At 74.7% G+C, this 21,696-nt stretch carries 13 protein-coding genes; all 13 read left to right on the top strand.

Annotated elements, in window-relative coordinates; all coding sequences use genetic code 11:
* Nucleotides 1-2,684: fibronectin type III domain-containing protein (locus tag ACZ4MO_RS05590; RefSeq protein ID WP_499278629.1), on the top strand; the 2,684-nt coding region annotated here is incomplete at its 5' end.
* 47 nt (nt 2,685-2,731) lie between these two features.
* A complete protein-coding gene (locus ACZ4MO_RS05585; protein ID WP_186810340.1) occupies nt 2,732-3,706 on the top strand; it encodes an AAA family ATPase in 975 nt (324 codons plus the stop codon).
* A gap of 83 nt (nt 3,707-3,789) precedes the next feature.
* Nucleotides 3,790-5,133 carry a DUF58 domain-containing protein gene (locus ACZ4MO_RS05580; RefSeq protein WP_255436992.1) on the top strand — a complete coding sequence of 448 codons (1,344 nt, stop codon included), beginning with the start codon at nt 3,790-3,792 and terminating at the stop codon, nt 5,131-5,133.
* Nucleotides 5,133-7,634 (top strand): transglutaminaseTgpA domain-containing protein, encoded by a 2,502-nt coding sequence (locus ACZ4MO_RS05575; protein WP_175007811.1) that lies wholly within the window; start codon nt 5,133-5,135, stop codon nt 7,632-7,634. Before ACZ4MO_RS05580 ends, ACZ4MO_RS05575 begins: the two co-directional genes overlap by 1 nt.
* Nucleotides 7,631-9,247 carry an RDD family protein gene (locus ACZ4MO_RS05570; RefSeq protein ID WP_175007812.1) on the top strand — a complete coding sequence of 539 codons (1,617 nt, stop codon included), beginning with the start codon at nt 7,631-7,633 and terminating at the stop codon, nt 9,245-9,247. Before ACZ4MO_RS05575 ends, ACZ4MO_RS05570 begins: the two co-directional genes overlap by 4 nt.
* Nucleotides 9,244-10,101, top strand: coding sequence for a protein phosphatase 2C domain-containing protein (locus tag ACZ4MO_RS05565; protein WP_175007813.1), 858 nt, complete (start codon nt 9,244-9,246; stop codon nt 10,099-10,101). The genes ACZ4MO_RS05570 and ACZ4MO_RS05565 overlap by 4 nt, the downstream gene beginning before the upstream one ends.
* Nucleotides 10,098-11,816 carry an FHA domain-containing protein gene (locus ACZ4MO_RS05560; RefSeq protein WP_499278628.1) on the top strand — a complete coding sequence of 573 codons (1,719 nt, stop codon included), beginning with the start codon at nt 10,098-10,100 and terminating at the stop codon, nt 11,814-11,816. Before ACZ4MO_RS05565 ends, ACZ4MO_RS05560 begins: the two co-directional genes overlap by 4 nt.
* Nucleotides 11,813-13,606, top strand: coding sequence for a protein kinase domain-containing protein (locus ACZ4MO_RS05555; RefSeq protein WP_175007815.1), 1,794 nt, complete (start codon nt 11,813-11,815; stop codon nt 13,604-13,606). Before ACZ4MO_RS05560 ends, ACZ4MO_RS05555 begins: the two co-directional genes overlap by 4 nt.
* Complete coding sequence (locus ACZ4MO_RS05550) at nt 13,603-14,304, top strand: hypothetical protein (protein ID WP_043654136.1); 702 nt, start codon at nt 13,603-13,605, stop codon at nt 14,302-14,304. Before ACZ4MO_RS05555 ends, ACZ4MO_RS05550 begins: the two co-directional genes overlap by 4 nt.
* A 103-nt stretch (nt 14,305-14,407) precedes the next feature.
* Complete coding sequence (locus ACZ4MO_RS05545; RefSeq protein ID WP_175007816.1) at nt 14,408-18,901, top strand: FtsK/SpoIIIE domain-containing protein; 4,494 nt, start codon at nt 14,408-14,410, stop codon at nt 18,899-18,901.
* Nucleotides 18,902-19,036: 135 nt separating this feature from the next.
* Nucleotides 19,037-19,309 carry a WXG100 family type VII secretion target gene (locus ACZ4MO_RS05540; RefSeq protein WP_021482523.1) on the top strand — a complete coding sequence of 91 codons (273 nt, stop codon included), beginning with the start codon at nt 19,037-19,039 and terminating at the stop codon, nt 19,307-19,309.
* A gap of 130 nt (nt 19,310-19,439) precedes the next feature.
* Nucleotides 19,440-19,913 carry an LpqN/LpqT family lipoprotein gene (locus ACZ4MO_RS05535; RefSeq protein ID WP_175007817.1) on the top strand — a complete coding sequence of 158 codons (474 nt, stop codon included), beginning with the start codon at nt 19,440-19,442 and terminating at the stop codon, nt 19,911-19,913.
* 217 nt (nt 19,914-20,130) lie between these two features.
* On the top strand, nt 20,131-21,543 hold the full coding sequence (locus ACZ4MO_RS05530) for an FAD-dependent oxidoreductase (RefSeq protein WP_074808848.1): 1,413 nt from the start codon (nt 20,131-20,133) through the stop codon (nt 21,541-21,543).
* Nucleotides 21,544-21,696 lie beyond the last annotated feature (153 nt).

The following is a 21,696-nucleotide window of genomic DNA, read 5'->3' as shown; positions in this document are numbered from 1 at the left end:
TCACCGAGGGCCGCCAGGTCATCACCTACACCGCGACCGACATCGACGGCCTGACCGCCAAGGCCTTCGTCAAGGTCCCCGGCCTCACCGACCAGAAGCCCACGCTGCGTCCGGGCACGCAGCTCGAGGTGCTGGCGGGGGAGTCGCTCCCCATCGACCTCACCGAGCACGTGCTCGTCGTCGAGGGCCGCTCCCCGCGGCTGACGACCGAGGACAAGGTCAAGGTCACCGAGGGGGACCGGCAGGTCCCGTCCGTGACCGAGATCGTGTACACGCCGGACGCGGACTACACCGGCCCGGCGTCGGTGTCGTTCGAGGTGACGGACGGGTCGGGCCCGGACGACCCGGAGGGTCGGACGAACGTCCTGACGATCCCCGTGCAGGTGCTCCCGCCGGAGAACCTGCCGCCGGAGCTGTCGACCCCGACGCTCGACGTCGCGGCGGGCGAGGAGGCCTCGATCGACCTCGCGCGCTTCGCGACCGACCCCGACGGCGACCCCCTGACGTTCCGGGCCACCGGCCAGGCCCAGGGCGTGACCGTGTCCGTCGAGGGCACCACGCTGCGCGCCCAGGCGACCCCGGACGTGCCCAAGGGCTCGGTCGTGCAGGTCCCGATCACCGTCACCGACGGCGAGCACCCCCCGGTCGAGGGCACCGCGACCCTGACCGTCGTGGCTTCCACCCGGCCCCTGGCCCGCGCCAACCCCGACACCGTCGACGACGCCCACCAGGGCAAGGCCGTCACCGTGCCCGTCCTGGCCAACGACTCCAACCCGTTCCCCGACACGCCGCTGACCCTCGTCGACGCCGTGGTGGAGACGGGCCAGGGGACCGCCTCCGTCGCGGGCGACCAGGTCTCCGTCACGCCGCGCGACGACTTCGTCGGGGTCATGGTGGTCCGGTACCGGATCCAGGACGCGACGAAGGACCCCGACCGCGAGGTCGAGGGCCGCGTGCAGCTCAAGGTCCTGGGCAAGCCCGAGGCGCCCGCGACCCCGCAGGTCCTCGAGGTCCGCTCCAAGACCGTCGTGCTCACCTGGGACCCGCCGAACAACAACGGCGCCGACATCACCGGCTACACCGTGCGCTCCCAGAACGGCTACGAGAAGGCCTGCGGCACCACCACCTGCACCCTGGACGGCCTGACCAACAACGTCGAGTACACCTTCACCGTCTACGCGACCAACGCCGTCGGCGACGGACCCGCCTCCCCGGCCTCCGCCGTCGCCCGACCCGACGAGAAGCCCGACCCGCCCGCCGCACCCACCCTCGAGTTCGGCGACACGTCCCTCACCGTCACCTGGACCAACAAGACCTACACCGACCGCTCGCCGATCCAGGCCGTCAACCTCGAGATCTCGCCCGCGCCTCCGGGCGGAGCCGTGCAGAAGACGGCCCTGACCGGGACGTCGGTGACGTGGGACGGCCTGCAGAACGGCGTCGCCTACAAGGTGCGTGCCCAGGCCGTGAACCTCGCCCCCGACCCCTCGGACTGGGGTGACTACTCGGCGGCCGAGACGCCGGCGGGCAAGCCGGCAGCGCCGGCCAAGCCGGCGGTGCAGCGCACCTCGATCGGCGACACGTCGCAGATGCAGGTCTCGTGGGGCGCCCCGGACGGCAACGGCGCCCCGCTCACGCGGTACACGATCGAGGCGCTGCGGGGCGGGAGCGTCGTGCAGACCGCGACCGCCGACGGCGGCGCGACGTCCACCACGATCGGCGTCCCGGCGGACACGACCGGGTACGCGTTCCGCGTGCGTGCGCACAACAAGGCGACGGACAAGCTCGGCGACGCCGAGTTCTCGCCCGCGTCCGACCCGGTGCGCGCGTTCGCGAAGCCTGGAGCGGTGTCGAACCTCAGCGCCGACGCCAACGGCGCGAACGGCGAGATCCAGCTGTCGTTCGGCGCGGCGTCGGGCAACGGCGTGCGGGCCGACGAGATCACCTACCAGTACGACGCCGGCGGCGGCTGGCAGGCGCTCGGCGCGAACAAGGTCGTCGGCGGCCTGTCGAACGGCAAGCCGTACCGGATCGCGGTACGCGCGGTCGCGGGTGTCGACGGCGCGCGCGAGCCGGGGGCGGCGGCGACGGCGAACGAGGAGTCGCCCTACGGGCCCATCCCGGCGCCGGAGGTGTCGATGAACGGCGGCGACCGCTCGATCACGTACAGCTGGTCGACCGCGGGCAACGGGCGGGGCTACTCCGTGCAGGTGCGCGGCGCCGTCCAGTCGGACCAGAAGCAGGGATCCGGGAGCCTCTCGGTGGGCTACTCCGAGACGCGCGAGATCTGCGTCCGGGTCATCCCGACGGAGGGCGCCGCGAAGGAGACGTGCAGGTCGGCGACGTCCGACAAGAAGCCCGAGCCCGTCCTCACGGTGAGCAAGGGGAGCAACCACAAGCTCCCTGACGGCAAGTGGCCGGGGTACTGCAGCCACTCGTCGTGCGCCGAGCTCTACCTCACCATCAAGGACGGTCCGGCCAACACCGCGTTCCGGGTGACGTGCTACGGCGGCGGGTCGCAGATCGGCTCCGGCAACTACAGTCGCGACGCCCAGGGCCGCGCCCTGCAGACGGACGGGAACGGGAACTACTCCGGCGGCCAGCAGTGCGTCTACGGCCAGCCGGGCGGCTCGGCGCGGATCGAGACGACCATCGGGAGCACGAACACCATGACGTGGTACTAGCGCGGACCGCGCCCCACCTCGGACAGCACAGCGAACGGAAGCGACGAATGACCACCATGACCCCCGAGCAGGCCACCTGGTTCGCTCAGACCTTCGACCGCCTCGTCGGCAACGTGGGCCAGGCCGTCCTGGGCAAGGCGCACGTGGTGCGCCTGACCCTGACGTGCATGCTCTCCGAGGGCCACATCCTCCTCGAGGACGCGCCCGGCACCGGCAAGACCTCGCTCGCGCGCGCCCTCGCCGCGAGCGTCCAGGGCACGAACAACCGCATCCAGTTCACCCCGGACCTCCTGCCGTCCGACGTGACGGGCGTGACGATCTACGACCAGAAGACGGGGAAGTTCGAGTTCCACCAGGGCCCGATCTTCGCGTCCATCGTCCTCGCGGACGAGATCAACCGCGCCTCGCCCAAGACGCAGTCCGCGCTCCTCGAGGTCATGGAGGAGGGCCGGGTCACGGTCGACGGCGTCGGCCACGAGGTCGGCCGCCCGTTCATGGTCATCGCGACGCAGAACCCCATCGAGCAGGCCGGGACGTACCGCCTGCCCGAGGCGCAGCTCGACCGCTTCCTCATGAAGGCGTCGATCGGCTACCCGGACCACGCCTCGACGGTCGAGATCCTCTCCGGGGCGTCGGTCCGCGACCGGAGCAAGACGCTCCAGCCGCTCATCACGACGCAGGCCGTGACGGAGATGGCCGAGCTCGGCGCGCGCGTGCACGTCGACGGCGCGGTGCTCGAGTACGTCTCGCGGCTCGCCGAGGAGACGCGCAACGCGCCGGAGGTGCGCGTCGGCGTCTCCGTCCGTGGTGCGCTCGCCCTCGTGCGCTGCGCGAAGGTGTGGGCCGCCGCGCACGGGCGCAACTACGTCCTGCCGGACGACGTCAAGGAGCTGGCGCAGCCGACGTGGGCGCACCGCCTCGTGCTCGACCCCGAGGCCGAGTTCGCGGGCGCGTCGAACGAGGCCGTGCTCGGCCGCCTGCTCGCCGACGTCGCGGCGCCGCAGGAGCGCCGCAGCGCCTGAGGCGACCGGCGTCCCGCACGCCGGCCGCACGCCGTCCCGCCGCCGGCGGATCCACGGCCCCGCACCGACCGAGAGCTCATGCCATGAACGCCACCCCCGGCCCGACCAGCGGTCGCCCGAGCGCCCGCTCCGGCCGCACCGCCAGCGGCGGCCGCCCGGGCGCACCCCGCGCGGGGTTCGCCCTCGCCGGGCTGCTCCGCCCCCTGGCCGCACCCCTCGCGCGGATCACCGCGCCGGTCGGGCGTGCGCTCGCGCCCGCCGCGCGAACGGTCCGGCCCGTGACGTCCGCCGTCAGCCCGTTCGGCTGGGCCGCGCTCGTCGTCACGGTCGCGTGCTGGTGGGCGGGGCTGGCGCTGTCGTGGCTCGAGCTGCTCGTCGTGGCGGTCCTGCTCACGGTCGCGCTGCTCGCGGCCGTGGCGTTCGTCCTGGGGCGCTTCCGGTACGCCGTCGTGCTCGACCTCGCGCAGCAGCGTGTCACGGTGGGGGACCGCGCGGTGGGCCGGCTCGACGTCCGCAACGACTCGGCCCGCCCGCTGCTCCCGTCGGTCATGGAGCTGCCCGTGGGGCAGGGCATGGCGACGTTCCCCGTGCCGCGCCTGCGTCCGCAGGGGAGCCACGAGGAGATCTTCACCGTGCCGACCCACCGGCGGTCGGTCATCTCCGTCGGACCGGTGCGCTCGGTGCGGGCCGACCCGCTCGGGCTCCTGCGCCGCGAGGTCGTGTGGACCGAGCCGGAGGAGCTCTTCGTCCACCCGCGGGTCAAGAACCTGTCCGGCTCGTCGACCGGCTTCCTCAAGGACCTCGAGGGCCGCGTGACCACCGACATCTCGAACTCCGACGTGTCGTTCCACGCGCTGCGCGACTACGTGCCCGGCGACGACCGCCGTCACATCCACTGGAAGACGACGGCCCGCACGGGTCAGCTCATGGTCCGCCAGTTCGAGGAGACGCGGCGCTCGCACCTCGCGGTGCTGCTCTCGACGCGGGCCGAGGACTACGCGCACGACGACGAGTTCGAGCTCGCCGTGAGCGCGTGCGGGTCGCTCGGGCTGCAGGCGATCAAGGAGGACCGCGGCGTCACCGTCCTCGTCAACGACGGCTCCCTGCGTGGCGACCACCGCACGCGCCTCCTCGACGACCTCGCGCGCGTGGAGACGCAGTCGCAGCGGACGTCGCTCGTCGACGTCGCGCGCGTCGCGGGCCTGACGATCACGGACGCGTCGGTCGTGGCGTTCATCGTCGGGAGCCGGGTCACCCCGACGGAGCTCCGCGCGGCGTCGGCGCGCCTGCCGCAGGACGTGCGCGTCATGGCGATCCAGTGCGTGCCCGGCGCGTCCCTCAGCCGGCACGCCATCGCGGAGCTCGTCGTCCTCACCATCGGCGAGCTCGGCGAGCTCCCCCTCGCCCTGCGGAGGCTGAACGACTGATGAGCGCTCCCAGCACCACGACGCGCGGCTCGCGCCGCGCCACGCCGGTCGGCACCCCGGCGCCCTCGTCCGGCACGTCGCAGCGGAACACCACCCGGCTGCGGGGCGCCGACACCCCGCGCGCCCTCACGGCGCTCGGCGCCGTCGACGCGCTCGCGCTCGTCCTCGTCCTCGGCGCCACGGTCGTCGGGTTCGGCCCCGTCTGGGGCTCCTCGGGCTACCTGCTCCCCGCGGCGGGGGGCGCCGTCGTCGGTCTCGGGGTCGCGTGGCTCGGCGCCTGGCGGCGCTGGGCGGCCTACACCGTGCTCCCGGTCGCGGTCCTCGCGTACCTCCTCCTGGGTGGCGTGCTCGCCCTGCCCGCCGACGCGATCGGCGGCGTGCTCCCGTCGCTCGCGACGATCTCCGACCTCGCGCGGGGGGCGGTGACGGGCTGGAAGGAGTTCGTCACGACGGTCCCGCCGCTGCACTCGTTCCCGCACCTCGCCGTCGTCCCGTACCTCCTCATGCTCGTCACGGGGCTCCTCGCGGGCACGATCGCGTGGCGCGCGCGCCGTGCCGCGTGGGCGCTCGTGCCGGTGGCCGTCGCGTTCGTGGCGGTCATCCTGCTCGGGACCGTCATCGCGGCGTACCCGGTCGCACAGGGCCTCGTGCTCGGCGGCGTCGGCCTGCTCTGGGCCGGGTGGCGCGTCACCGCCGCGCGGCTCGGCGCGCACCAGATCACGACGGAGGCGAGCCGCGCCGCGACCCGGCGCCTCTGGTGGCACCGCGTGCGTACGGGCGCGGCGATGCTCGTCGTCGGGGGCGTCGCGGCGGCGTTCGCGGCCCCCGCGCTCCTGCCCGACGACCCGCGCACGGTCTTGCGCGAGACGGTCGTCCCGCCGCTCGACCTGCACCAGTACGTCAGCCCGCTCACGGCGTTCCGCAAGTACGCCAAGGACATGCGCGAGGACGAGCTGTTCACCGTGCGGGGCCTGCCCCCGGGCGCGAAGGTCCGCCTCGCCGCGCTCGACACGTACAACGGCGTCGTCTACGACGTCTCGAGCGGGCTGCCCGGCTCGGGCGTCTACACGCGTGCGGGCCAGGAGATCGCGACGGTCGCGCCCGGCACGCCGACGCGCCTCGACGTCCAGGTCGGCGACTACACCGGGGTGTGGGTGCCCGACGCCGGCCAGCTCGCGGGCATCACCTACACCGGCGAGCGGGCGCGCGAGCTCGGCGACACGACGTACTACAACGCGACGACCGGCACGGCGCTGTCGACCGCCGGGCTGCGCCCGGGCGACACCTACACGCTCGACACGCTCGTCACGGCCGAGCCGACCGAGGACGACCTCCGCGCGGGGGCGATCGACCAGTCCGTGCAGGTCCCCACCCCGCCGAAGGGCGTGCTGCCCGCGTCGCTCGCGGGCAAGGCCGCGCAGTTCATGGGCGAGGAGACCGAGCCGGTCGACCAGCTCTTCGCGCTGCGCGACGGCCTCGTCGCGAGCGGCATCTTCTCGAGCGGGCTCGACACGCAGCCGCCGTCGCGACCGGGCCACTCGGCGGAACGGATCGACACGCTGCTCGCCGACGAGGAGATGGTGGGCGACGACGAGCAGTTCGCCGTCGCGCTCGCCCTCATGGCCAACCAGGCAGGCATCCCCGCGCGGGTCGTCATGGGCTTCTACCCCGACCTGGAGAAGAACCCGCTCGAGCCGGGCGAGCCGTACACCGCGACCGGGACCGACGTGCACGCGTGGGCCGAGGTGCCGTTCGTCGGGCACGGCTGGGTGCCGATCACGGCGATCCCGGACGAGGACAACAAGATCCAGCCGGAGCCGAAGAGCCTCCAGGTGCCCAAGCCCCCGATCCTCGAGGACCCGGAGCCGCCGGAGGAGCCCGCCGAGGCCGAGGCCGGGAAGATCGACGACGAGGAGAAGGAGAAGGCCGACAGCGACGGGTTCGACTGGGGCCAGGCCGTCCTCATCGGCGTCGCCGTGGTCGTGCCCCTCGCGCTGCTCGCGCTGCCGATCGTGCTCGTGCTCGCCTACAAGGCGCGGCGCCGGGCCCGGCGCCGCACCGCGGAACGGCCCGTCGACCGCGTGAGCGGCGGCTGGCGCGAGGTGCTCGACGCCGCGACCGACCTCGGGACGCCCGTCCCCGCCGGCTCGACACGCCGCGAGGGCGCGGGGGTGCTCGCGCAGGCGTACGGCGCCACGGCGACCATCCCGCTCGCGCACCGCGCGGACGCGACCGTCTTCGGCACCGGGGAGCCGACGGAGCAGGAGATCGAGGCGTTCTGGGCGGACGTCGACTCCGTCGTCGGAGGGCTACGCTCCTCCGTGAACCGTCGCGCTCGCGTGCGTGCCGCGCTCTCGCTGCGGTCCGTGCGCGCGGGCGGCGGTTCCGCGGGCCTGCGCCGGTGGCTGCCCGGCCGCCGCGCCGGGGCGCGGGGTGGCGCCGTGCCGCCGGCGGCAGGGTCGTCGTCGGGGCCGTCGAGACGACAGGGAGACGAGTCATGAGCGACGTGACGTGCCCCGCCTGCGGGTCCGCGCAGTCCCCGGGGGCCGCGTTCTGCGCGGTGTGCGGGCAGCCCTTCCCGCGGACGGGCCGGCCCGTCGCCGCACCGTCGTCCGGCCCGGTCGGCGGGGTCCAGGCCGTCGCCGGCCGCGGGGGCCCCGGTGGCCCGGAGCTGCCGTACGCCGCCGTCGCGCACGCGACCCCGGACACGACGACCGAGCCCGAGGTCTACGCGGCGACGCAGAAGGCCTTCGCCCCGGTCTCGTCCGGGGCGTCGCCGTCGTCCCTCGCGGCCGCGCCGTTCGCGGGGACCGGGCGCCGCTTCCTCGCGTACGTCGTCGACGTGGCCGTGCCGTCCGTCGTGGCGCTCGTGGTGCTCGTGGCCGGCCTCGCGATCGTGGGCGCGCCGCTGGGCAGCGTGCAGACGGTGACACAGGACGAGGCCGCCGCGCTGCTCGGCAAGATCCTCCTCGTCTACGTGGCGGCCGCGGTGCTCGCGCTCGCGTGGTGGGTCGGGGTGTGGTTCTGGGAGGGCTCGACGGGCAAGACGCTCGGCAACCTCGCGACCGGCGTCCGCACGGTGGACGCGGGGACGCGCGGTCCGGTCGGGTTCGGGCGCGCGGCGCTGCGCTGGATCATCGTCGGGGTCGTGCCGCTGGGCGGGATCCTCGTCGTGCTGCTCAGCCCGCGCTTCGACTCCTCGGGCCGGTCGCAGGGCTGGCACGACAAGGCGGGCCGGTCGCTCGTGCTCGACGTGCGCGGCGTCGCCCCCGCGTCCTCGGGGTACGACGGCGTCGCCTCGCTCGTGGAGCGCGGCCCGGCGGCGTACGGCGCCCCGGCCGGGTATCCCGCCGCCCCGGGCGGCCACACGGCGTCGTACCCGGTGCCCGACGCCGGGCGCCCGCCCGCCCCGTCGGCCGCGACCCCCGCCGCGTCGTTCGCGCCGCCGCCGTCTGCCGCCTCGCCCGCCCGTCCCGACGAGGCGGCAGGGGCGGTGCCGACGGCGTCCGCCCCCGTGCCGGACCCGTGGGCCTTCCCGTCCACGCCCGCGCCCGCCGAGGGCGGCCTCATCACGGGCGTCCCCGGCGTCGGGGGCGGTGCCTCCGCCCCGCCGCCCGCACCCGACGCGCCCCCACCTGCCCCCGCACCGACGCCCGCCCCGGTGCCCGCGCCCGCCCCGGCGGCTGCCGCCGCACCGGCGGCCCCCGAGGCGGCCGAGCCCGAGTGGGACAGCACCCGGATGTCCGCGCGCGACGTGCGCGCGATGGACCCCGCGCCGGACGTGGCCGTCGTCCTCGAGCTCGAGTCGGGGGAGCGGCGCACCGTCGACCGTCCGACCCTCGTCGGCCGCAACCCGCAGGCGCCCGACGACGGCCCGTGGACGCTCGTCGCGGTCGACGACCCGACGCGCTCCGTCTCCAAGACGCACGCCGAGCTGCGCGTCGACCCGAGCGGCCTGTGGCTCACCGACCGCGGCTCGACGAACGGCACCGTCGTCTCGGTGCCCGGATCACCGCCCCGTGTCGCCGAGCCCGGGACACGCGTGCGCGTCCCCGTCGGCGCGACCATCCACGTGGGCGACCGTCGCCTCGTCGTCCACCCGGGAGTCTCGTGACCACCGACCAGCCCGCCGAGGTGCACCTGGCCTGGGGCGCGGCGTCGCACCGTGGCGCCCGCCGCCTCCTCAACGAGGACCGCTTCCTCGCCGCGCGCTCCGTGTTCTTCGTCGCCGACGGCATGGGCGGGCACGAGGCGGGCGAGGTCGCGAGCGCGACGGCCGTCGAGGCCCTGCGCCCGCTCGCCGACCTCGAGGTCGTCACGCCCGAGGAGGTGCGGACCCGGATCGCGGTCGCGCAGGAGAACGTGCAGGCGATCGTCACCGAGCCGGGCCGCGGCGCCGGCACGACCGTCACGGGCGTCGTCGTCTCCGAGCAGGACGGCAACCCGTACTGGCTCGTCGTCAACGTCGGCGACTCGCGGACCTACCACCTGGCGGGCGGTCGGCTGGAGCAGGTGAGCGTGGACCACTCGGAGGTGCAGGAGATGGTCGACGCCGGTCTCCTCACCCCGACCGAGGCGCTCACGCACCCGCGGCGGCACGTCGTCACGCGCGCGCTCGGCTCGCGCAACGCCCCGCAGGCCGACTTCTGGTACCTGCCCATCGAGCGGCACGACCGCGTGCTCGTCTGCTCCGACGGCCTCACCGGCGAGCTGTCCGACGAGCGGATCGCGGAGGTCCTCCTCGCCACGCCGGACCCGCAGGCCGCCGCCGAGCGGCTGGTCCACGAGGCCATCGCCGCCGGTGGCCGGGATAACATCACAGTCGTCGTCGTCGACGCGACGGGCGTGTCCGACGACACGAGCGGCGGGAGCACGACACCGCGGGACCAGGCGGGGGCGCCGGGTCCGGTCGTCGACGAGGACACGCTGCCCAGGGATGTTCGTCTGCAGATCGGGGGTCTGACGTGACGCTGCGCTACGTCACCGGAACGGCACGCACCGTGGTGCGCGGGGGCGCGGTCGTCGTGCTGCCCGCACCGGTGGAGCCCTCGCTCGTCGAGCAGGTGTGGGACCAGCTCGGCACCGACGCGGGCGTCGTCGAGGTCCTCCAGGTCCTCACGGGCGCGTTCGGGTCGAGCCTGCGCACGGTGCCCCCGTTCGTCGTCGCGGTCGTCACCGGCCGCCGCGTCCACGTGGCCGCGCGCGGCCGCCTCTCCGTCACGCTCGAGCTCGACGGCGGCGACCGCGTCCAGGTCGAGGGCGAGGGCGTCACCACCTGGTCGGAGCGGGTCCTGGACGACGTCGTCGAGCTGCTCGTCCAGGCCGACGCGGGCGTCGTGCCCGTCGAGCCCGCCCCGCCCGGCGGGCCGCTCCTCGGGGATGCGCTCTCCGTGCCGCTCGAGTCGGGCGTGGTGCTCGCGGCCGCGGTCGCGTGGCCGCTCGTCGAGCGGCCGGAGCAGCCCGCCGCGACCGGCAGCGAGGACCGGGGCAGCGACGACCTCGGTCCCGACGCCGGAGCCGACGGCCGCCCGCTCGCCGCCCCGGAGACGGATGGGGCCGCCCGCCCCGAGCCGCTCGCGGGACCGGGCGCACACCACTCCGCCGCGGAGACCGCGACGCTCGCCGAGGCGCCCGCGGCGCCGTCGGCGACGACGGTCCTCGGCGGGCTCGGGGCGACGCTCCGGCTCCCGGAGGAGACGATCGCGCCGCAGCCCGACGCCGCCGAGCCGGCGCCCGTCGCGGAGCCGGCAGCGCCGGTCTCCGAGGCGCCGCCGGAGGAGGACGACGACTACGCCCACCTGTGGGGCTCCACCATCCTGCGGACCGTCGAGGACGCCGCGGTCCGCGCCGCGGAGGACGAGGAGACGGACGAGGCCGACGAGCCCGCGTCGTCCGCCCCGGTGCCGCCCGCGCCCCCGGCCGTCCCGGCCCCGCCGGCGGACGAGGCACCCGTGCCCGCCCCGCCGCCCGCGCCGGACGGCCTCATCGCCGGCGTCCCGCGCGAGTGGACGGGCGCGACGCCCGCCGCCGCGCACCGGGCGGCGACCGTCACGCCCGACGACGAGCCCGGGCAGGACGCGCCCGTCGCCGGTCTCGACCACGACGGCCACACCGTGCTCTCCTCGGCGATCGCCGACCTGCGCGCGGCGGCCCAGGAGCCGGTGGCCGACGACGCGCCCGCGCCGCCCCCTGTCCCGTCCTTCAGCCCGCCGCCCGCGCCCGGGCAGCAGCAGATCCTCGCGCGCACGTGCCCCGAGGGCCACGCGAACCAGCCGTCGCGCGACACGTGCGCCGTGTGCGACGCCCCGCTCGACGGCGACGCCGAGCTCGCCGTGCGCCCGCCGCTCGGCCGGGTCGTGGTGTCGACGGGCCAGACGCTCGAGCTCGACCGGCCCGTCGTCGTGGGCCGTCGCCCGCGCTCGCCGCGCACCCAGGCCGCGGAGCTGCCGCGCCTCGTCACGGTGCCGAGCCCGCAGCAGGACATCTCGCGCTCGCACCTGGAGATCACGCTCGAGGGCTGGCACGTCCTCGTCAGCGACATGGCGACGACGAACGGGACCACGCTCCTGCGCGGCGGCCAGCCGCCGCGGCGCCTGCACCCGTCCGAGCCGGTCCTCGTCGTCGACGGCGACGTCGCCGACCTGGGCGACGGCGTGACCCTGCGGTTCGAGGGGATCCGGTGAGCAGCAAGCGCGCACCGTCCCCACCACCGGAGATCCGCGGTTTCGAGTACGTCTCGCTCATCGGCTCGGGCGGGTTCTCGGACGTCTTCCTGTACCAGCAGCAGCGCCCGCGCCGCCGCGTCGCGGTGAAGGTCCTGCTGCACGAGTGGTCGAGCCACTCGCAGCGCGCGGCGTTCGACGCCGAGGCCGACCTCATGGCCACGCTCTCGACGCACCCGTCGATCGTCACGATGTACGAGGCGGACATCGCGGACGACGGCCGCCCGTACCTGGCGATGGAGTACTGCTCGCGGCCCAACCTCGGCGCGCGCTACCGCACCGAGCGGCTCCCCGTCGCGGAGGCGCTGCGCACGGCCGTCCAGATCGCCGGTGCCGTCGAGACGGCGCACCGCGCCGGGATCCTGCACCGCGACATCAAGCCCGCGAACATCCTCGTCACCGAGTACGGGCACCCCGCGCTCACGGACTTCGGCATCTCGTCCACGGTCGACGACGCGGCACGCGCCGAGGGCATGTCGATCCCGTGGTCACCGCCGGAGTCGTTCGCGGAGCCCCCGCGCAGCGGCATCGCGACGGACGTCTGGGCGCTCGCCGCGACGACGTACACGCTGCTCGCCGGGCGCACCCCGTTCGAGGTGCCCGGGGGGTCGAACTCGAGCGCGAACCTCATCTCGCGCATCGAGGGCTCGCCGCTGCCCCCGACGGGCCGCACCGACGTCCCCGCCTCGCTCGAGCGCGTGCTCGCGACGGCGATGGCGAAGAGCCCGGCGTCGCGCTACCCGACGGTCCTCGCGTTCGCGCGCGCCCTCCAGCAGGTGCAGAACGAGCTGTCGTACGCGGTGACGCCGATCGACCTGCTCGACGACTCGGGCCACGTCCAGGAGGAGGAGCCGGACGACGACGCCGGGACGCGCCTGCGCCAGGTCGTCTCGATCGACCCGTCCGGGACCGGGACGTCCGCTGGGCCCGTCGCGCCCGGCCGTCCGACGCAGCCGACGACCCCGCTGCACACCGTCCCGCCCGGCGCGTGGCCGGGGCAGACCGTCGCGCCAGGCACCGCGCCCGGGCAGCCGGCGCCGTACCGCCCGCAGGTGCCGTACGCGCCCGCCGCGTGGGACCAGGGGCCGGCGGCGGGGACGTCCGGCACCGTGCCGACGACCGCCGTCGGGCAGGGTGGTGCGTCCGTCGCGGAGCTCACGGACCCGTCCCGGATGTACCCGGGAGCGCGGCGTCCCGGCGGTTGGGGGACCCCGCCCGTCGAGGACACCGTGCACCGGACCGCCGGGCCGGAGCAGGGGGCCGACGACGCGTCCCCGCAGGAGCAGCGCTCGGGGCGTGGTGCGCTCTGGGCGACGGTCGCGGGCGTCGTCGGCGTCGCGGTCGCCGTCGGGGGGTTCTTCCTCCTGCGCCCCGACGCGACGCCGGACGACACGGAGACCACCGCGGGCGGCGAGAGCTCGACCGCGCCCGACGACGACTTCGTCCCGTCGGACAACCTCGGCGACCTCGTGCCCCCGGTGAACGACCTCGTCGGCACCTACGACCCGGCGCGCGAGGTCGCGACGTTCACGTGGGCCTACGACTCGGACAAGGCGCTCGAGGACGACTCCTTCTGGTGGCGCAAGATCGACCCGATCGAGGAGACGCCGTTCAAGGAGAACTTCGACAAGACGTCGGTCGAGCTCCGGGCCAAGCCCGGCGAGCAGGTGTGCATCGAGGTCATCGTCGACCGGGACGGCAAGGTCTCGGCCGCGCCGCAGAAGACGTGCGTCACGGGGGAGGCGGCATGAGCGAGCTGGCGGTCGAGTTCTGCGGCGAGTGGTTCCGCCCGTCCACCGACGGCGACCCGTTCGACATCGGGCGCGACGGGGACCTCGCGATCGAGGACAACCCGTACCTGCACCGGCGCTTCCTGCGCATCGCGCACGAGGGCGGCATCTGGTGGCTCGCCAACGTGGGGTCGCTCATCTCCGCGACGGTGTGCGACTCGGGCGGCGGCGTCCAGTCGTGGCTCTCGCCGGGCAACCGCCTGCCCATCGTCTTCCCGACGACGTCGATCGTGTTCACCGCGGGGCCGACGACGTACGAGATCACCGCGCAGCTGCGCGGCGCGCCCTACCAGGAGATCCGCTCGGAGGACCCGGAGGCGGGCGGCGCGACGACGATCGGCATGATCACGTTCACGACGAGCCAGAAGCAGCTCATCGTGGCGCTCGCCGAGCCGATGCTGCGGCGCGACGGCACGGGCCTGTCGGAGATCCCGTCGTCCGCCGCGGCGGCGGCTCGGCTCGGCTGGGCGACGACGCGCTTCAACCGCAAGCTCGACAACGTGTGCGACAAGCTCGACCGGATCGGCGTCAAGGGCCTGCGCGGCGGGCCCGGCGCGCTCGCGACGAACCGCCGGGCGCGGCTCGTCGAGTACGCCGTGGCGTCGCGCCTCGTGACGGCGGCCGACCTGCCCCTGCTCGACCTGACCGACGACGGCTGAGCCCGCCCGCTCCTGCGAGCGCGCGCCGCGCGTTCCGGTCGGTCGCGCCCGTCGACCGCTCGCCGTCCGCCGCTGACCACCCGGACCCGAACGAGGAACTCCCGTGCGAATCAAGCTCACGCTGCACCGCCCCGACGCCAGCACGACGAACGTCGCCGTCACGGCCGACGCGACGGCGTCGGTGCGCGACGTCGCCGAGGCGCTGTTCGCGGGCGACCCGACACGCGCGGGCACCGCCGTCCCGGACCGGCTCACGCTGCAGGTCGGGACGTCGCCGTCGGGCAGCGGCCAGGGTCGCGTGCTGTCGCCGACGAGCGACCTCGTCGAGGCGGGGCTGCGCTCGGGGTCGACCGTCTCGATCGTGCGGGTCTCCGAGCAGTTCGACTCGCCGGGCCAGGACCGCGGGGCCGCCGTCGCCGTGCTGCGCGTGCTCGAGGGCCCGGACGCGGGGCGCGAGTTCTCGCTGCCGGTCGGCACGAGCTACCTCGGGCGCGACCGCAACATGGACATCCGCCTGAGCGACCCCCAGGTGTCGAAGCGGCACGCGCGCATCACGGTCGGCGAGACGATCGAGATCACGGACACGAACTCCGCGAACGGCCTGGTCATGGGCGGCCAGCGGATGCTGCGCTCGACGCTCACGTCCGCGGACACGGTGACGATCGGGACGACCGTGGTCTCGGTCGTCGCGCTGCACCGCACGACGAGCCTCGCGCCCACGAGCCCGGTCGTGGAGTTCAACCGGTCCCCGCGCGTCGTGGCCCGCTTCCCCGAGCGCAAGCTCAAGGCGCCCAAGCCGCCGCAGCCGCCCGAGCCGCAGCGGTTCCCCTACCTGGCGATGGTCGCGCCGCTCCTCATGGGCGTGATCCTCTACTCCGTCACGCGCAACGTCCTGTCGATCGTCTTCATCGGGCTCAGCCCGATCCTCATGCTCGGCAACTACCTCGACCAGAAGGTGCAGGCGCGGCGCAAGCTCAAGGCGCAGCGCGAGCAGTTCGAGGCCGCCGTCGTCGCGATGCGCGACACGATCGACCGCACGCACGCGGTCGAGCGCGCGGTGCGGCTCTCCGAGGCGCCGTCGGTCGCCGACACGGTCGACGCGGTCCGTCGTCTCGGCGGCCTGCTGTGGACGCACCGCCCGGAGCACGACGCGTTCCTCTCCGTCCGGATCGGGCTCGGCTCCGCGCCCGCGCGCACGCAGCTCGAGCAGCCGAGCGAGAACAACACGCTGCCGGAGTTCTGGAACGAGCTCGAGAAGCTGCACACGCAGTGCGCCACGATCTCCGGCGTCCCCGTCGTCGCGCCGCTGCGGACCGTGGGCGCTCTCGGCGTCGCGGGGGCGGGCGCCGCGGTCGACGCCGTCGCGCGCGGCGTGCTGGTCCAGCTCGCGGGCCTGCACTCGCCGTCGGAGCTCGTGCTCGCGGCGGTGACGTCGCAGCGCTCGCGCGCGGACTGGGAGTGGCTCGAGTGGCTCCCGCACACCGGGTCGCCTCACAGCCCGCTCGGCGGCGACCACCTCGCCGACAACCCGGGGGCCGCGCAGTCGCTCCTGTCCCAGCTCGAGGACCTCGTCGAGCTGCGCGGCGCCGACCTCGGCACGCACGCCGAGCTGCGCGGGCCCATCGACCCCGAGGAGGGGGAGGACACCCCCAAGCCGGTCCTGCCGACCGTCGTCGTGCTCGTCGAGGACGACGCCCCGGTGGACCGCTCGCGCCTCACGCGCCTCGTCGAGCGCGGCGCGGACGCCGGCGTGCACGTCGTGTGGGTCGCGCCCTCCGTCGAGCAGCTCCCGGCCGCGTGCCGCACGTTCGTGCTCGTGGACAGCGCCGACACCGCCCACACCGCCGACACCGCCGGCCCGGGGGGCACCGCCGGCGCGACGAGCGGCGAGGTCCGCGTCGGCCGCCTGACGTTCCCCGTGGCGTGCGAGACGGTCGACCTCGCGACGGCGCACGAGGTCGCGCGCATCCTGGCCCCCGTGGTCGACGTCGGCGCGCCCGTCGACGACGACTCGGACCTCCCGCGCTCGGTCTCCTACCTCGCGCTCGCGGGCACGGCCCTCGCGGAGGACCCGAGCCGGCTCATCGACGCGTGGCGCGAGAACGGGTCGCTCACGCCGCGCGACGGCTCCCCGCCGGTGCGGCGCTCCGTCCCGACCAACCTCCGCGGGCTCGTCGGCCACTCCGGCACCGAGCCGCTCTACCTCGACCTGCGCACGCAGGGCCCGCACGCGCTCGTGGGCGGGACGACGGGCGCGGGCAAGTCCGAGTTCCTCCAGTCGTGGGTGCTCGGCATGGCCGCGGCGCACAGCCCGGACCGCGTGACGTTCCTCTTCGTCGACTACAAGGGCGGCGCCGCGTTCGCGGACTGCGTGAACCTGCCGCACACGGTCGGGCTCGTCACCGACCTCTCGCCCCACCTCGTGCGCCGGGCGCTCACGTCGCTGCGCGCCGAGCTGCGCTATCGCGAGCACCTGCTCAACCGGAAGAAGGCCAAGGACCTCGCGTCCCTCGAGCGCACGGGCGACCCCGACGCGCCGCCGAGCCTGCTCATCGTCGTCGACGAGTTCGCGGCGCTGGTCAACGAGGTACCCGAGTTCGTGGACGGCGTCGTGGACGTCGCCCAGCGCGGCCGGTCCCTCGGGCTGCACCTCATCCTCGCCACGCAGCGTCCCGCGGGCGTCATCAAGGACAACCTGCGCGCCAACACGAACCTGCGCGTCGCGCTGCGCATGGCCGACGAGGATGACTCGACGGACATCCTCGGCATCCCCATGGCCGCGCACTTCGACCCGTCGATCCCGGGCCGCGGCGCGGTGAAGACCGGTCCTGGTCGCATCACGCCGTTCCAGACCGGCTATGCGGGCGGCTGGACGACGTCGCGCCCCGAGCGTCCCCGCATCGACGTGCAGGAGATGTCGTTCGGCACCGGCGTGCGCTGGGAGCTCCCGGAACCCGAGGTCGAGGAGGTCACCGACCCGGGCCCCAACGACATCGCGCGCGTCGTCGCGACGATCTCCCGGGCCGCGACCGAGGCCGCGGTCCCGATGCCGCGCAAGCCGTGGCTCGCCGAGCTCGCGCCGACGTACGACCTCGCGCGCCTGCCGAACCCGCGCACGGACACGATGCTGCTGCTCGGCGTGGAGGACGACCCGAAGTCGCAGGCCCAGCCGACGGTGTTCTACGAGCCCGACCGCGACGGCAACATGGCGATCTACGGCACGGGCGGGTCGGGCAAGAGCGCGACGCTGCGGACGATCGCGGTCTCGGCCGCCATCACCGCGCGCGGCGGCCCCGTCCAGGTCTACGCGATCGACGCGGGCGCGAGCGGCCTGCGGATGCTCGAGGACCTGCCGCACGTCGGCGCCGTGATCTCGGGCGACGACGAGGAGCGCGTCCAGCGCCTCCTGCGCACCCTGCGCGACCTCGTCGACGAGCGGTCCGCCCGCTACGCCGCCGTCCGCGCCGGCAGCCTGGACGAGTACCGTCGGCTCGCGAACGCGCCCGACGAGCCGCGCATCCTGCTCCTGGTCGACGGCATCGGTGCGTTCCGCGAGTCGTACGAGTTCCGGCCCGCGCACGCGTTCCCGGTGTGGGGCGCGTTCACGGCCGTCGCGACCGACGGGCGCCAGGTCGGCGTCCACGTCGTCGTCGCGGGCGACCGCGCGGCGTCGGTCCCGACGTCGCTCGGCTCGACGATCCAGAAGCGGCTCGTGCTGCGCCTCGCGAGCGAGGACGACTACCTGACGCTCGGCGTCCCGAAGGACGTGCTGTCGCTGACGTCCCCGCCCGGGCGCGGCGTCCTCGACGAGAACGAGGTCCAGGTCGCGGTGCTCGGCGGCGACCCGAACGTCGCGCTCCAGGCGCGCGAGCTCGGCAAGCTCCGCGACGCGATGACGCGGCTCGGCATCCCGCAGGCGCCGGGTGTGGAGCGGCTGCCGGACGGCTTCGCGCTCGAGTCGCTGCCCGAGGTCACGGGCGGGCGTCCGACGATCGGTCTCGACGACCTCGACATCGCGCCCGTCGGGCTCCCCGCGCGCGGCACGTTCATGCTCTCCGGCCCTCCCGGGGGCGGGCGCACGACGGCGCTCGTCACCATCGCGCAGGCCGTGCGCCGGGCGCGCGCGGGCCGGGTCGTGTACCTCTCGCCGCGCCGCACGAGCATCTCGGCACTCGACGCGTGGGACACCGTCGCGACGTCGCCCGAGGAGGTCGTGACGCTCCTCGAGACGCTCACGCAGGCGATCGAGAGCGGGTCGCTGCGCCCGGGCACGCTCACCGTGCTCATCGAGTCGGTCACCGAGCTCACCGGCACCCCCGCCGAGCAGCCCCTCGTCGCGTTCGTGCGGGCCGCCACGCGGGCCGAGCAGCTCGTCGTGGGCGAGGCGGAGTCCTCGACGTGGGGCCAGGCGTGGGCGATCGCGCAGCCGTTCAAGGCGGGGCGCACCGGTCTGCTCCTGACGCCCGGCGACCTCGACGGCGACACGCTGCTCGGGACGGGCCTGGGTCGGATCCGCCGCGCGGACTTCCCGCCGGGACGCGGCTTCCTCGTGGTCTCGGGGAGGGCGCGCAAGCTGCACGTCGCGCTCCCGCGGTAGCGACGTGACGACCACGGGCACCTCATGGGGACACCTCCCCATCGACGGCGTTCGTGGGCCGATGGTTGAGTACTGCCATCGACAACGGGACGACGTCCACGCAGGGTGGGGGTCGAGACACAGAAGGAGAACACCATGGCTGGTGGCATGTGGGGCGCGAACGTCGAGGAGCTCCGTGGGCTCGGTCAGACGCTGCAGCAGAAGGCGGACGAGATCCGGACGACGATGCAGAACCTGAACTCCCAGATCCAGAGCGTGCCGTGGGAGGGCCCCGACGCCCAGCAGTTCAAGGGCAGCGACTGGCCGGCCGCGCAGACGCAGCTCAACAACGTCGCGCAGACGCTGACCGACGCGGGCCAGAAGGCCACGCAGAACGCGCAGCAGCAGGAGCAGGCTTCGAACAGCTGATCCGGCTGAGCTCCGCCGAGGGCGCGGGACCCCGAGAGGGTCCCGCGCCCTCGGCGTGTCCGCGACCGGCCCCGGGTGCGAGACTGCTGACGCGCCCCGCGGCGCTCACCCCGACGAGAGGACCTGACGCATGACCGAGCTGCGCTACCCGAGCGACGACTTCCCCGCCCCGGTGGGGGTGCGCGTCGTCGCGCCGGAGCGGTGGGTCCCGCTGCCGCACGTCGGGCTGCCGCTCGCGCTCGGCCGCGAGGTCGACCCGGGGGAGTTCAACCCGAACGTCATCGTCACGGTGTCGCGGATCCGGGCGGAGCAGACGCTCGACGACGCGCACGCCGAGGTGCTCCGCAAGCTCCGGCCGATGCCGCGCCTGCGCGAGCTCGACGGCGGCGAGGTGGACGTCGACGGCCTGCCGGGGCGCTGGCTGGAGGCGTCGTTCAAGGGCGGCGGGGGGAAGGTCCTCGTGCAGGCGGTGCGCACGGTCGTGGTCCCGCGCGGCCCCGTGGCCGACCTCGTGCAGACGACGGGGACGTGCACGCTGACGCAGCACCCGTGGGCCGCGGGGGAGATCCGCGCGGTCCAGGGGAGCCTCCGCGTCGACCGCTGACCCCCGGCGTTACATTCGCCCGGACCGCAAGACGGGGTATCCAGCAGGCGAGACCGGTGTCAGGCTGGTCACGGAGGAGAGGGTCCGAGTGAGGCAACCCTCACCCCAGTCGTACAATCGAGAGGTCTCCTGCGGCCGGTACCCACCGGTCGACGCGGAACGGCCCGTCGGCCGCGCGGGAGAGACCCCCGTCCTCGACCGGAAGGCGCCCTGTCCTGTGAGCAGCATCCGTCCACTGCGCGTCGCGATCGTCGGCGCTGGTCCCGCCGGGATCTACGCCGCGGACATCCTGTCCAAGACCGACCTCGACGTGAGCATCGACCTGTTCGAGCGCCTGCCCGCGCCGTTCGGCCTCGTGCGCTACGGCGTCGCGCCGGACCACCCGCGCATCAAGCAGATCATCGTGGCGCTCCACAAGGTGCTGAGCCGCGGCGACATCCGCCTGCTCGCGAACGTGGACTACGGCGTCGACCTCAAGCTGGACGACCTGCGCCAGTACTACGACGCGGTGATCTTCTCGACCGGCTCCATCCGCGACGCGGCGCTCCCGATCGAGGGCATCGACCTCCCGGGCTCGTACGGCGCGGCCGACTTCGTGTCCTGGTACGACGGCCACCCCGACGTCCCGCGCACGTGGCCGCTCGAGGCGCAGCAGGTCGCCGTCCTCGGCGCGGGGAACGTCGCGCTCGACGTCGCGCGCGTCCTGGCGAAGCACGCCGACGACCTGCTCCCGACCGAGGTCCCGCAGAACGTCTACGAGGCGCTCAAGGCCTCGCCGGTCACCGACGTGCACGTCTTCGCCCGCCGCGGTCCGGCGCAGGCCAAGTTCTCGCCGCTCGAGCTGCGCGAGCTCGGCCACGTCCCGGACGTCGACGTGATCGTCTACCCGGAGGACTTCGAGTTCGACGAGGGCTCGATGGCCGCCATCAGCTCCTCGAACCAGACGAAGCAGGTCGTCAAGACCCTTACCGACTGGACGCTCAAGGACCCGAGCCAGAACACGGCGTCGCGTCGCCTGCACCTGCACTTCCTCCACGCGCCGTCGGCCGTCCTCGGCGACGGCAAGGTCGAGGCGCTGCGGACCGAGCGCACGCGTCTCAACGGCGACGGCACGGTCTCCGGCACGGGCGAGTTCCACGAGTGGCCCGTGCAGGCCGTGTACCGCGCGGTCGGCTACTTCGGCTCGCCGCTCCCGGAGATCCCCTTCGACGAGCTCAAGGGCGTCATCCCCAACCGCGAGGGCCGCGTCGTCGACATCGACGGCGAGCACCTCCCCGGCGTCTATGCGACGGGCTGGATCAAGCGCGGCCCCGTGGGCCTCATCGGGCACACGAAGTCCGACGCGTCCGAGACCGTCCGGCACCTCGTCGAGGACGTCACGGGTGCGGGAGACGGCGGCGACGTCGCGGCGGCCGACCTCACGGCGGGCCGGGTCGCTCCGCTCGGCGAGCCCGAGGCCGTCCTGGACTTCCTGCGCGAGCGCGGCGTGGACCCGATCGAGTGGTCCGGCTGGGAGCTCCTCGACGCGTACGAGCGCTCGCTCGGCGAGCCGCACGGGCGCGAGCGCATCAAGGTCGTCCCGCGCGAGGACATGATCCGCGTCGCGCGCGGCCAGTCGCAGGCCGGCTGACCGTCCCCCTGCCGCACGCCGACGGCGTCCCACCCGCACCGGGTGGGGCGCCGTCGTCGTCCCGGGGGTGGTGCCGGGCCTCCCTCGCCGCGGGTGCCCGACGCCGTCGCCCCGCCCGGGAACGGGACGGTCGCCTCGGGCGTTCATCCAGGT

It is taken from the genome of Sphaerisporangium cinnabarinum, from assembly GCF_055567015.1.
The sequence above is the reverse complement of the archived record's forward strand: the minus strand, read 5'-3'. Positions and strand labels throughout refer to the sequence as shown.

Coding starts and splice junctions, on each gene's coding strand:
- ACZ4MO_RS05585 (WP_186810340.1), top strand. CDS start 2,732: ATGACCACCATGACCCCCGAGCAGGCCACCTGGTTCGCTCAGACCTTC.
- ACZ4MO_RS05575 (WP_175007811.1), top strand. CDS start 5,133: ATGAGCGCTCCCAGCACCACGACGCGCGGCTCGCGCCGCGCCACGCCG.
- ACZ4MO_RS05580 (WP_255436992.1), top strand. CDS start 3,790: ATGAACGCCACCCCCGGCCCGACCAGCGGTCGCCCGAGCGCCCGCTCC.
- ACZ4MO_RS05540 (WP_021482523.1), top strand. CDS start 19,037: ATGGCTGGTGGCATGTGGGGCGCGAACGTCGAGGAGCTCCGTGGGCTC.
- ACZ4MO_RS05535 (WP_175007817.1), top strand. CDS start 19,440: ATGACCGAGCTGCGCTACCCGAGCGACGACTTCCCCGCCCCGGTGGGG.
- ACZ4MO_RS05550 (WP_043654136.1), top strand. CDS start 13,603: ATGAGCGAGCTGGCGGTCGAGTTCTGCGGCGAGTGGTTCCGCCCGTCC.
- ACZ4MO_RS05570 (WP_175007812.1), top strand. CDS start 7,631: ATGAGCGACGTGACGTGCCCCGCCTGCGGGTCCGCGCAGTCCCCGGGG.